This is a genomic window from Peribacillus sp. TH27 (assembly GCF_016650915.1).
In the GTDB taxonomy this organism is placed as follows: Bacteria; Bacillota; Bacilli; order Bacillales; family DSM-1321; genus Peribacillus; species Peribacillus butanolivorans.
Map to the genome: position 1 here is coordinate 5420046 of NZ_JAEKEV010000002.1, position 12017 is coordinate 5432062.

General features: G+C 37.1%; 12 protein-coding genes. 9 read left to right on the forward strand and 3 right to left on the reverse strand.

The genetic code is table 11. The annotated features are described in order from the left end of the window. The first annotated feature begins 2 nt into the window (after positions 1 to 2). Positions 3 to 1901, forward strand: a complete 1899-nt coding sequence (locus JFU24_RS27545) for a PTS fructose transporter subunit IIABC (protein ID WP_201185345.1) — start codon at positions 3 to 5, stop codon at positions 1899 to 1901. Positions 1902 to 1951: 50 nt separating this feature from the next. On the opposite strand, the gene JFU24_RS27550 is transcribed toward JFU24_RS27545, so the two are convergent. Beyond that, on the reverse strand, positions 1952 to 2314 hold the full coding sequence (locus JFU24_RS27550) for a glyoxalase (RefSeq protein WP_201250773.1): 363 nt from the start codon (positions 2312 to 2314) through the stop codon (positions 1952 to 1954). A 196-nt stretch (positions 2315 to 2510) separates the two neighbouring features. Between JFU24_RS27550 and JFU24_RS27555 the strand changes: the two genes are divergently transcribed. From JFU24_RS27555 to JFU24_RS27575, 5 genes are all read left to right on the forward strand, one after another. Then, the gene (locus JFU24_RS27555) at positions 2511 to 2909 is read left to right on the forward strand and encodes a secondary thiamine-phosphate synthase enzyme YjbQ (RefSeq protein WP_201185343.1); all 399 of its coding nucleotides are present in this window, start codon (positions 2511 to 2513) and stop codon (positions 2907 to 2909) included. Positions 2910 to 2951: 42 nt separating this feature from the next. After that, positions 2952 to 3530, forward strand: coding sequence for a GNAT family N-acetyltransferase (locus tag JFU24_RS27560; protein WP_201185342.1), 579 nt, complete (start codon positions 2952 to 2954; stop codon positions 3528 to 3530). Positions 3531 to 3663: 133 nt separating this feature from the next. Then, positions 3664 to 4263, forward strand: coding sequence for a cell wall hydrolase (locus tag JFU24_RS27565; protein WP_201185341.1), 600 nt, complete (start codon positions 3664 to 3666; stop codon positions 4261 to 4263). A 234-nt stretch (positions 4264 to 4497) separates the two neighbouring features. Continuing rightward, positions 4498 to 5142 carry a PAQR family membrane homeostasis protein TrhA gene (trhA, locus tag JFU24_RS27570; RefSeq protein ID WP_056520697.1) on the forward strand — a complete coding sequence of 215 codons (645 nt, stop codon included), beginning with the start codon at positions 4498 to 4500 and terminating at the stop codon, positions 5140 to 5142. Between the two features lie 114 nt (positions 5143 to 5256). Then, positions 5257 to 5742: a YusW family protein gene (locus JFU24_RS27575; protein ID WP_201224025.1), complete on the forward strand. Its 486-nt coding sequence runs from the start codon at positions 5257 to 5259 to the stop codon at positions 5740 to 5742. A 413-nt stretch (positions 5743 to 6155) separates the two neighbouring features. Here the strand turns inward: JFU24_RS27575 and JFU24_RS27580 are convergent, their stop codons facing one another. Further along, entirely contained in the window at positions 6156 to 6722 is a 567-nt protein-coding gene (locus tag JFU24_RS27580; RefSeq protein ID WP_201250774.1) for a biotin transporter BioY, read from the reverse strand. 360 nt (positions 6723 to 7082) lie between these two features. Between JFU24_RS27580 and JFU24_RS27585 the strand changes: the two genes are divergently transcribed. Both JFU24_RS27585 and JFU24_RS27590 read left to right on the forward strand, forming a co-directional pair. Next, positions 7083 to 7601: an NfeD family protein gene (locus JFU24_RS27585; RefSeq protein ID WP_053346546.1), complete on the forward strand. Its 519-nt coding sequence runs from the start codon at positions 7083 to 7085 to the stop codon at positions 7599 to 7601. A 21-nt stretch (positions 7602 to 7622) separates the two neighbouring features. Next, on the forward strand, positions 7623 to 9164 hold the full coding sequence (locus tag JFU24_RS27590) for a flotillin family protein (protein ID WP_201250775.1): 1542 nt from the start codon (positions 7623 to 7625) through the stop codon (positions 9162 to 9164). 163 nt (positions 9165 to 9327) lie between these two features. On the opposite strand, the gene JFU24_RS27595 is transcribed toward JFU24_RS27590, so the two are convergent. After that, positions 9328 to 9933: a TetR/AcrR family transcriptional regulator gene (locus tag JFU24_RS27595; RefSeq protein WP_201250776.1), complete on the reverse strand. Its 606-nt coding sequence runs from the start codon at positions 9931 to 9933 to the stop codon at positions 9328 to 9330. A 444-nt stretch (positions 9934 to 10377) separates the two neighbouring features. On the opposite strand from JFU24_RS27595, the gene JFU24_RS27600 reads away from it, so the two are divergent. Next, positions 10378 to 11952, forward strand: a complete 1575-nt coding sequence (locus JFU24_RS27600) for an AMP-binding protein (protein ID WP_201250777.1) — start codon at positions 10378 to 10380, stop codon at positions 11950 to 11952. Positions 11953 to 12017 lie beyond the last annotated feature (65 nt).

A 12017-nucleotide genomic window follows, 5' to 3' on the forward strand; every position in this document is an offset into this window, starting at 1 on the left:
CTATGAAAATTACAGACTTGTTGAAATTAGATACAATTATTATCGATTTACAAAGTGATACAAAGCAAGCTGTTATTGATGAATTGTCTGGGAAGTTAGCCAAAGCCGACAAATTAAATGATGAAAATACTTTCAAAGCAGCCATTTTAAAACGTGAAGAACAAAGCACCACAGGGATTGGTGAGGGAATAGCTATTCCACACGCAAAAACAAGTGCTGTGAAAACACCGGCTATCTGTTTCGGTAAATCGGTATCAGGTATTGATTATGAGTCGCTTGACGGTCAGCCAGCACATCTATTTTTTATGATTGCAGCTAGCGAAGGGGCCAATACAGACCACTTAGAGACACTCTCCCGGCTTTCTTCATTACTAATGGATACAAACTTCAGGTCCCGTCTAATTTCTGCTACTTCCAAAGAGGAAGTGCTAGGCATAATCAATCAAAAAGAACAGGAAGCGGATGAAGAAGAAAGAGAAGAACAAGAGGAACAACGAACAAGTGCCACTGCTATAAGTACCAAAGGAAAAGTTCTTGCCGTTACAGCTTGTCCAACCGGGATTGCCCATACTTATATGGCGGCCGATGCCTTGAAGGCGAAGGCAAAAGAAATGGGAATCGATTTCAAAGTAGAGACAAATGGTTCAACGGGAATCAAAAATGGGTTAACAGCTAGAGATATTGCAGATGCTGATGCGATTATTGTTGCTGCGGATAAGCAGGTCGAGATGGATCGTTTTAATGGAAAACATGTCATTATCGTCCCAGTTGCCCATGGTATTAGGAAGCCTGAAGAACTGCTAAATCGGGCCATAAATCAGGATACACCAGTTTATAAAGGAACCGGGAATGAAAGAAGTGAGGATGGTGATTCATCAAAAGGAGGGCTTGGGATTTACAAGCATTTAATGAACGGTGTAAGTAATATGCTTCCATTTGTTGTAGGAGGCGGAATCTTGGTTGCGCTTTCTTTCTTTTTCGGAATTGAAGCAGCAGATCCAACAAAGCCTGAATTTAATCCCATTGCCAAAGCATTAAGTGATATTGGCGGAGGGGCTAGCGGTGCCTTCTTCTTGCTTGTCCCGGTACTAGCCGGTTTCATTGCCTCAAGTATCGCTGATCGTCCAGGTTTTGCTCCTGGTATGGTTGGAGGGTTATTGGCAGCACAAGCTAATGCTGGTTTTCTAGGTGGTCTAATTGCTGGTTTTCTTGCCGGATATGTCGTTTTATTATTGAAAAAATTGTTTTCCAAGTTGCCACAGAACTTCGAAGGGATTAAGCCAGTTTTACTTTATCCTGTATTCGGCATGTTAATTACAGGTTTAATCATGATATTTGTAATAAATGAGCCAGTAACTGCAGTAAACATAGGCTTAACCAACTGGCTGCAAGGTTTATCAGGTACGAATGCTATTTTGCTTGGATTGATTCTAGGAGGTATGATGGCTGTAGATATGGGTGGACCCCTGAATAAAGCCGCTTTCACTTTCGGACTTGCAGCTATTGAAGCACAAAGTTTCGGGCCTCATGCTGCCGTAATGGCAGGTGGAATGGTACCTCCTCTCGGAATTGCCTTTGCGACTACATTCTTTAAAAGTAAATTCAGTGAAATGGAAAGAAAATCTGGATTCACTAATTACTTTATGGGTGCATCATTCATTACAGAAGGAGCTATTCCTTTTGCGGCAGCTGACCCATTTCGAGTTATCGTAAGCAGTGTAATCGGGGCTGCAACAGCTGGTGCACTGTCGATGGCTTTTAACGTCACTCTTCCGGCACCACATGGAGGTATATTTGTTATCCCGCTAGTCAATCATCCATTTCGCTATATGCTGGCAATATTAATAGGTTCTCTTATTACTGCGTTTATATTGGGAATCTGGAAAAAGAAACAGAAATAAATCACGAAAAAAGGCGGGTTCAATAATCATTGAACCCGCTTTTTTCATATCTACTCTAAAATTTCAATTCGATTACCAAAGGGGTGGGATACATAAATTCGATTTGCTCCTGGTAGCTTTTTATCTTCAATAAAAGGTATATGATTACTTATTAGATGTTGTTTAAGGTCTACTAGATTTTCAACTTCTAGAGCTGGATGGGCTTTCCGTGCTGGAATAAAATGATCTTCGGTTCCAATATGAATTTGGATCGATCCAGATTTAAACCATACTCCTCCATTGGACTTTAAAGTTTCAGGCTTATCAATTTCCTGAAACTTTAATACATTAGTGAAAAACTTCCTTGCTATCTCTTCTGTATTTTTAGGAGATGCTAATTGGAAATGATCGATGGATATAAAATTAAAGCTCATCTTAATACGCCTCCTCATTCCTTATATATCCAATTTTAATGCAATACTGTTAATAAGAACAGATTAATCTATTTATTAATGTCGATAAGTTATTCTTATTTTTACTATTTAATTCTGCATAATTAAACGAACAAAAGCATGTTTTCAAATGTTTTTGGGTATGTGTATAAAAAGGTATTAAAGGAGTGGAACGTTCATGCTTAAGAAAAATTCATTAAAAACTACTAAAAGGGATGATATGATTGATGTTACAACAGAAGTGCAGGCATTTATCACGGAAACTGGTATTCAAGAGGGCATAGCTCTTGTATATTGTTCACATACTACTGCTGGAATCACGATTAATGAAAATGCGGATCCAAACGTCAAAAAGGATATGCTAAGGAGGCTGGACGAGCAATATCCATGGAATCATACTCTAGATCTACATATGGAAGGGAATACTGCAGCCCATTTGAAATCAAGTACGGTAGGTTCGTCACAACAAGTGATTATTCATAAAGGAAGTTTGATTCTGGGTACATGGCAGGGTCTTTATTTTTGTGAATTCGATGGTCCTAGAGAGAGGCAGTACTTTATCAAATTGACTAGTTAAGGCTAGGAATAGTCAGGTAAGGGTAAAATAGGAGGAATCAGATTGGATGATGTTTGGATTAAAGGAAGAAATGTAGTATTGAGAAACGTAAAAAAAGATGATTTAAAACTTTTGTGGAGCTTAAAGTATGGGGAAGAGAATCCAGAGTGGAAAAAATGGGATGCACCATATTATCCTCACGAACTCATTGATTTTAATACGTATATCGATAAAGAAGAGAAACATCGGAATTATGATGAGAAAATGGGAGTATACTCCGAGTTAATAATGGAAAAGGATCATCAAATAATCGGATCAATTGTATATTATTGGGAACATGAACCATCACGTTGGCTTGAAATCGGTATTACTATTTTTGAGACCAATTATTGGAATGGCGGATATGGCACGGAAGCCATAAAGTTGTTTATCACCTATTTATTTGAAAACATTGAAATCGAACGGGTTGGACTGACGACCTGGTCAGGAAATGAGCGGATGATGGCTGTTGCATTAAAAGTAGGTATGCAGCTTGAAGGAAGAATGAGGAAATGCCGTTATTTTGATGGTTATTATTACGATTCCATAAGGATGGGAATTTTACGTGAAGAATGGGAATCCCTTCAAAAAATAAATAATTAAGCGGATTTGAAAGAGTTAAATAAAAATTCAAAGTGTGTAATATTTTACCTGGATTCCCTTGGAAATAATTTAGCACTGTTTTCTCCAATTGGGTCTGTTATCCTAGGTAGATGCTTAACAAGGAGGTTACAGGATGAAATTATCAGCATTATTAACAGTGATAATAACTCTAAGCGTCATCGTACTTGGAATAGCATTCCCTTTTGGAACCATAAGTAAAGCTTCTAATGGCGCAAAAAAACATGTCATTAAGCAAGGTGAATCGATATGGGATATTGCGAAGCAATACGGAGTGCCAATTGGTACGTTAAAAGAAGTCAATCATAATGAAAATAATGTTGCCGATCCAGGTAAAACATTGATTATTCCTCATGTAATGAGTGAAAATGATAAAGATCTATTAGCTAGGCTGGTGCATGCTGAAGCAAAAGGAGAGCCATACCGAGGAAAGGTCGAGGTTGCGGGAGTTGTTTTGAATCGCCTAGATAGCAATGAATTTCCCGATACGATCCGTGAAGTGATTTATCAAAAAAATCAATTCTCCCCTGTTGGTGATGGTAGTATTAATAAAGCAGCAGGAGCTGATGCTAAGAGAGCTGTAAATGAAGCTATAGCGATCCATGGCTACACAAATGATGCATTGTATTTCTGGAACCCAAGTATATCGGACAGCGAATGGATGAAACAATTGGAGGTAATCAAAATTATTGGCGGCCACCATTTTGCCATTTAACTAAAATTCTCAAGGACCGGCTCACCATTTAATGGAGCCGGTCCTTTTTTCTATACCGGCTACAGTTAGACGATAATTGGTGGTGGAACGACATGGTGGAAAATCTTTTTCTTGATAATTACATATATATAAGTCAAAGATTGAATTACTTTCCTATATTGCTTTGAAGAACTGATGTATAATTGAGAAGAATTTCAAAACAATAATTTTTTCCTAAGATTAAGGAGCTGTAACGTGGCTAATACACATGTTTATACAAAAAAAGAAGAAGTGGTAAATGCAATTACTCATGGAGTAGGTGTCTTGTTAAGTATTGCCGCTCTTGTGTTTTTAATAATTTTCTCAGTTCAGAAGGGGTCGGCCTGGCATGTAGTGATTTCAGTCATTTATGGGGTTTCCATGCTACTCTTATATGTTTCTTCAACTTTAGTTCATAGCTTTCCAGCAGGGAAAACGAAGGACCTATTTGAAATCTTTGATCATTCAGCAATTTATCTCTTCATAGCAGGAACGTACACGCCTATCATGCTGCTTGTAATCCAAGGGACACTAGGATGGACACTGCTTGGAATTGTATGGGGAGTGGCAGTTATAGGCGTTGTATTCAAAGCTTTCTTTGTGAAGAAGTTTCTTTTCCTTTCTACAATTCTTTATATCGCGATGGGGTGGTTGATTGTTATTGCATGGGGTCCACTATCAGCAGCAATGCCTTCAACAGGTATCCAGCTATTGGTTGCAGGGGGATTGCTTTATACGTTTGGGGCTGTCTTTTATGTTTGGCGCGGTTTCCCTTATCATCATGCTGTTTGGCATCTATTTGTGCTTGCAGGCTCTGTCGCGCACTTCTTTGCTGTATTGTTTTATATCATTCCCCTTTAATCCTAGAAGGACTTTATTCTTTAATCTGCTCTACCTTATGACACTTGGAAGAGGTTTTAATTGCATTCTTTTAGGAAATAAATAAGCTATACAGACTAAGGAAGGAAATGACTTATGAGAAAAACAATAAAAGTACTATCACTCCCATTTGCAGCCATGCTTGTTATGGCTGGGTGCGGGGAAGATAACGATGAAGTTAAGAATCGACCGGTTGAGGAAAATGAAAACAAAGCAGAAACCAATTCTGAAACAGGAACGGATAATAATAAAAAGCTGCCTTTTACTTTTAAGGATTTTCAATTAGAAGTTGACTATGCAGGTAATGACAACGAATATGAAGCAGAATATGATGCGATGGGAGTCCAAACAGAAGCCTCTATTGATGACCAACTAAATAAACACGAAGTCCACAGTGAAGAAGCGTTGGAAGAGCTAACGCCGATATTAGAAAAGCTGACATTCACCAAAGATTCTTCTGATGATGAGGTCATTCAAGATGTAACAAAGGCTTTTAATTTGAAAGATGATTATGAAGAATTCGACTTAGAAGTGAATTACGATGATGGTACGAAAAAAGAATATAAAGTGTATAATAAATAATTCAATATCAGCTACATAATCCTATATGAAATAGTATTTTTTTGCCCAATATCGTAGCGAATTCATGTTCCTTCAATAGTTGTCAAAACACTATTACTATAGTAAAATGATTACGGTTAGCAAAGGGGTTAACATACATTTGCTATTCATATTCGGACTTATGGGGATAGGACCGCAATAATTACTTGTAAAAAAAGATTCTTTTTCAGAAAGAGTCTTTTTTTTTTCCTTCCTTTAACTTCAAAAAAACTTGATCAAGATGGATTAATTGCGAATTACTTGAAATAGTATTTATAGAGATATAACAGACAGGAACTTCAAGAATTCAGGGGTTGATAATTCTTTTTTAAAATGTAAGAGAGGATACCACATTTGTGGTATCCTGTTTTCTGATTACCTGGATAGAAATATTATTAGATTGTTGCATTTTTTTTAGGTAGCATTTTAGCAGATGCTAACCTTGAACGAATCGTAATGCCAAGCCATGAGGCAAGGAAGGCTTTTAGGGTACCGACAATTACAAATGGAGCAAATCCACTAGCTATGGCTGCTGTCCATGTTAATGAAGCCATATATTTTAGCCATACCGTCCCTATGATTAAGGTAATAATCATCCCGATGATATTTGCAAGGAAAGCTATTGCAACTGTAAAACGGGTCTTTTCTAAAATCAGACCGGTAATATAGACTGTTGGTATATAGGATAATAAATAACCGCCAGTCGGACCGAATATTTTTGCAAGTCCTCCAGACATTTCAGCAAATACCGGTACACCTGCAGCCCCAATAAACAAGTACAATAAAACTGAAGAGGTTCCATAACGTGAACCAAGTATAGTAGCCGCCAGTCCAATGGCCAGAGTCTGACCTGTAATCGGAACCAAAGGCAGTGGGATAGTAATTTGGGCGAATATTCCTATTAGTGTCGCAAATAAGGCTGTAACCATCATCATTCTTAATTTTTCATGACTTTCCTTCATAATGTTGCCTCCTATTGTAAACCCATCTGTTAGTTAAGTTAACATATAAGAATTTTAATATGATAAGTAAACGCTGTCAATAATATTTTGAATTTTTCTTTTTATAAAGCTGTTTTTAAAAGGTCAAGTATTAAAATGTACTGAGAGGGTGTGTCCGGATTTAAAAGAGAATGATAAAAAAATGAAACCTTTAAAGCTTTAATTCGTATAATTTGGTAGGGAAAGTATTTAAAGGGGGAATATAACAATACTTTTTTTGCATATATAGGTTAGAACAAAACATAAACTAATCAGTTAGAAGCTTACTTCAAGCTGTTTAGGTATTGGGGCATAAAAAATCCAATTTAAAGGATGAAAGAGATGGAGTTATTTGGGGTTCCATTAGAAACAATTTATTTATATGGATTAATTATTTCCGGTGTACTAACTTTTTTATTTATTTTGTTTAATGATATATTTTCCGGATTAGAATTACCGGACCAATTTAATCCAACTCTCATTTTTAGTTTTTTAACTGTATTTTTTGCAAGTGGTTTTTTGTTTGAATCGGTCACAGGTCTTAATAGTGGAGTGATTGCGGCGATTTCCTTGCTTATATCATTGTCCACTGTCACCTTATTGAATGTATTTGTTTTGATTCCCATCTCATCAGCAGAGGAAAGTTTAGCATTTCATGATAATGACCTGAGAGGAAGGGTTGGAAGGGTGCTGACATCCATCCCAGTTGACGGGTTTGGCGAAGTCTTAATTGAGAGTATTAGTGGCAGCATTGCGAAGACCGCTGCCAGTTTTAAAAATGAAGGAATTGCATCAGATACTAAAGTCTTAATCATTGAAGTCAAAAATGGGGTTGTCTATGTGATGCCTCATCAAAATTAATAAAAGGTTCGGAGGTAGTTTATGTTTAGTTTAATTTGGGTTGTTGTTGCTATTGTTGCTTTTTTACTTATTGCACTTATTGCTGTCTTTGTTACGAAATACCGTACGGCTGGTCCTGATGAAGCATTGATCGTAACGGGAAGCTACTTAGGTAGCAAAAATGTTCATATCGATGAATCAGGGAATAAAATTAAGATTGTCCGTGGTGGAGGGGCATTCGTTTTACCAGTGTTCCAACAAGCAGAGCCATTGAGCTTGCTGTCAAGCAAACTTGAAGTCTCTACTCCCGAAGTGTACACAGAGCAGGGTGTTCCGGTCATGGCTGATGGTGTATCAATTATAAAAATTGGTGGTTCAATCACTGATATTGCCACTGCGGCAGAGCAATTTCTTGGAAAATCCAAGGATGATCGTGAACAGGAAGCACGTGAGGTACTTGAGGGACATCTTCGTTCCATTCTTGGCTCGATGACAGTCGAGGAGATTTATAAAAATCGCGAAAAGTTTTCCCAGGAAGTACAGAGGGTGGCTTCACAAGATTTGGCGAAAATGGGACTCATCATCGTATCGTTCACAATTAAAGATGTCCGAGATAAAAATGGATATCTTGAATCCCTTGGTAAACCAAGAATTGCACAAGTAAAGAGAGATGCAGATATTGCAACAGCGGAGGCAGAGAAAGAAACGCGAATCAAGCGTGCAGAAGCTTCAAAGGAAGCCCAGCGTGCTGAAGTCGAACGGGCTACAGAAATAGCGGAAGCCGAAAAAATCAACAAGCTAAAGGTCGCCGAGTTCCGACGCGAGCAAGATATTGCCAAAGCCCGAGCTGACCAAGCTTATGACCTAGAAACTGCAAGGTCAAAACAGGAAGTTACGGAACAGGAAATGCAAATCAGAATCATCGAGCGGCAAAAGCAAATCGAGCTTGAAGAAAAAGAAATTCTCCGCCGTGAAAAGCAATATGATTCTGAGGTGAAGAAAAAGGCGGATGCTGACCGCTATGCGGTAGAGCAAGCAGCCTCTGCTAATAAGATGAAACAGATTACAGAAGCGGATGCCGATAAATATAAAATTGAAGCTATGGCGAAAGCAGAAGCAGAACGTGTAAGAATGGATGGACTTGCAAAAGCGGATGCACAAAGGGCCCAAGGTACGTCGGAAGCAGAAATTATCCGGTTAAAAGGGGTGGCAGAAGCGGAAGCTAAGCAGAAGATAGCTGAAGCCTTTGAACAGTTCGGGCAAGCGGCAGTGATGGATATGATTTTGAAAATGCTACCGGAATATGCTAAACAAGTAGCAGGTCCACTTAGTAATATCGACAAAATTACCGTAGTGGATACGGGTGGAAGTGGTGCAAATGGCGGTGCGAATAAAGTGACTGGGTATGCAACAAATTTAATGGCAACATTGCAGGAGTCATTAAAGGCTTCTTCAGGCATTGATGTCAAAGACTTACTTGAGAATTTCTCAGGTAAGCGTAATTTGTTCCCGACTACAATCAATCAAGAGAATGTTGAAACTAATATGAATATGGCGGCAGCGAAAGAAGAAGTAGCAAAGTGAAGTTGAAAAAGGTAAGAGCATAATTATGCTCTTACCTTTTTTTGTAGGATGTCTAAGCGCACTTTCTATATTTCTAAAAGGTTTTATAGGTTTCTGTGGTTTTATTTAGCTTTTAATAGGCTAGTAAAAATATGACATGTTAACAATAAGCGTGAAATTTCTATTACTTTGTCGATATGTTTTCAACTAAAATGGTACGAATAAATTTTTGAATTTCCTCTACAAGATCAAAATCCCCTCCAATTATAAGCCAATCATAAAGTGTTCCTCGCATGCAACGTGTGATCAGCATAGTAATTTCTTCAGATGGAATCTCTTTTCTAAATTCTCCTGCATCTTGTCCTTCTTGAACAAATGAATGAACGATTCTGTATAGGGTTCTATCTGTGTCTGAAAGAGATTTAGGTTGATTTGGAATCAATGCACTAACGTAAACTGTTCTCATCAAATCCTTTCCTAAGTCATCTCTCAAAAAAACCATTTGAGATTTGGTTAAGAGAAGAATTTTCTCACTACAGCTAAGGTCTTTAGGTATTGATTTAGTGAAAGAGGCATAAAAATCATCAATCTCTTTAAACTTTTCAATGAAGATTTCATACTTAGATTTAAAATGCACGTAGAACGCACCTTTTGATGTATTGCTAACACTTACAATTTCATCAACTGAAACCTGATTGAATCCTTTTTTGCTAAAAAGATCCAGAGCAACTTCTAAAATTTTCTTTTTAGTTTGTTGGGATTTAATTTGTCTTGGGGTAGAACGTGCCATTTATATCTCTCCTTTTTAAAAGGTGGTTTAAAAATTGCCATTCGAAGAACTTCTCATAACTATAAACCTCATTTTATTTTGGCGATTACAATGAATAACAACTTTGTTAATTTATATCTATCAGCCGCTATAATAAGGAATAGGGCCTCACTCGAGTCAGTTGGTAGTTTTTTAATAAGGTTAATTATACAGGATTTGAGGAGATGTTCTTTATTTATTTCTTAAATACCTTGATACAATAGAGCTTGGGAATATCGAATTATCGTAATTATAATATAATTATAAATATTCTGAAAATTAATTGACTGTGATGCGATGTATAATTATAATTAAATCGAAGACTGTAGTTTGTGGATATAGTCTCTATTTTGTATTCTTTGGTGAGAAATGTAAGCGTTTTATTTGGGTGTGTCAAACATGCTGGGATTTAAAGGGGGAAAATGGATGGATATTGTCGGAAATAGAACATTGAAAGAGTTATTAAACGAGCAAGCAGCTAGGCACAAAGATAAAACGTTTCTACTTTTTGAAGATATAGAACAGAAGAGATTTGAATTAACTTATGGTGAATTTGCTGATACAGTAAATCGTTTAAGTAACGTATTTATTGATTTAGGTGTAACGAAAGGTAAACATGTAACATTGCATCTCCCAAATTGTCTAGAGTTTATGACTTCGTGGTTTGCATTGGCTAATATCGGAGCTATTATGGTCCCAACCAACATTTTATCTACTAAAGATGAAATGGAATATCTACTGAATCATTCGGAGTCAATACTTCTCATTACGGAAGAGAAATATTTAGACAAATTTACAAACACACGTGAAAGTCTACCGTATTTACAGGAAATATTGCTAGTTCGTTGTGAAAGTGAGAAATATGTGGATAAAGACTTAAAGCACTTAATAGCAAAAGCTAAATCTGATTTACCGGATATTTATGTAGATTCCGAGGATGTGGCTGCATTACTTTATACATCAGGTACAACATCAAAACCAAAGGGGGTTCAGATTACACACGCGAACTATCTATTCACAGGGGAAGTTATGTCAAAATCAATTCGCTTAGCTCCGAATGATAGGCAATTAATCGTTCTTCCATTGTTTCATGGAAATGCACAGTATTATTCTACAATGTCTGCTCTAGTAGTAGGGGGCAGTATTGCAATAACCGAACGATTTAGTGCTTCGCGTTATTTCAAACAAGCCAAAAGCTTTGGTGCAACGGTAGGTTCCTTATTCGCTGCACCTATAAGAATGATTCTTGCACAGAAATTCGACCAAACTGATATTCATCATTCTTTAAGAGTTATCTGGTTTGCTCAGTCGGTTGCGGAAGAACAATTAAAGGATTTTGAAGGGAAGTATAATGTCTCTTTACTACAGATGTATGGGATGACTGAAACTGTGGGAGTACCACTAATGAATCCATTAGATGGGATTCGCAATAATAATAGTATTGGAAAGCCTACCATTGGTTATGAAGTAAAAATAGTCGATGAAATAGGAAATGAAGTACAAAATGGACAATCAGGTCAAATCGTAGTTAAAGGGATTCCGGGTCGTTCATTAATGAAGGGGTATTATAAAAATTTAGAGGCAACGAAAGAAACATTAAGAGATGGTTGGTTGTACACAGGCGATAATGGCAGAATCGGGGATGATGGTTACTTTTATTTTGTTGATCGAATTAAAGATATGATTAAACGGGCAGGCGAAAATGTTGCGGCAAACGAGGTTGAAAGTGCTCTGGCAGATTATGAAGGGGTTTATGAGGCTGCTGTAATCAGCATTCCTGATGAGATGCGCGACGAAGCTATTAAGGCATATGTTATTTTACATAAAAATTCCAATGTTACAGAAGATGAACTTATTCTTTACTGTCGCAAACGCTTAGCCAAATTTAAAGTCCCTGATACAATAGAATTTGTTGATGAATTTCCTAGAACTGCAGTGGGAAAAGTGCAGAAACACATCTTAAGACAAATGCATAATCAAAGATTTAAAACTCATTCCTAAAGATTTGTTAATTATAACGAAACTTAAATACCAACAGATTTTATAAATTAATAGAATTGGGTCAA

Coding starts and splice junctions, on each gene's coding strand:
- JFU24_RS27545 (WP_201185345.1), top strand. CDS start 3: ATGAAAATTACAGACTTGTTGAAATTAGATACAATTATTATCGATTTA.
- JFU24_RS27550 (WP_201250773.1), bottom strand. CDS start 2,314: ATGAGCTTTAATTTTATATCCATCGATCATTTCCAATTAGCATCTCCT.
- JFU24_RS27555 (WP_201185343.1), top strand. CDS start 2,511: ATGCTTAAGAAAAATTCATTAAAAACTACTAAAAGGGATGATATGATT.
- JFU24_RS27565 (WP_201185341.1), top strand. CDS start 3,664: ATGAAATTATCAGCATTATTAACAGTGATAATAACTCTAAGCGTCATC.
- JFU24_RS27575 (WP_201224025.1), top strand. CDS start 5,257: ATGAGAAAAACAATAAAAGTACTATCACTCCCATTTGCAGCCATGCTT.
- JFU24_RS27580 (WP_201250774.1), bottom strand. CDS start 6,722: ATGAAGGAAAGTCATGAAAAATTAAGAATGATGATGGTTACAGCCTTA.
- JFU24_RS27585 (WP_053346546.1), top strand. CDS start 7,083: ATGGAGTTATTTGGGGTTCCATTAGAAACAATTTATTTATATGGATTA.
- JFU24_RS27590 (WP_201250775.1), top strand. CDS start 7,623: ATGTTTAGTTTAATTTGGGTTGTTGTTGCTATTGTTGCTTTTTTACTT.
- JFU24_RS27595 (WP_201250776.1), bottom strand. CDS start 9,933: ATGGCACGTTCTACCCCAAGACAAATTAAATCCCAACAAACTAAAAAG.
- JFU24_RS27600 (WP_201250777.1), top strand. CDS start 10,378: ATGGATATTGTCGGAAATAGAACATTGAAAGAGTTATTAAACGAGCAA.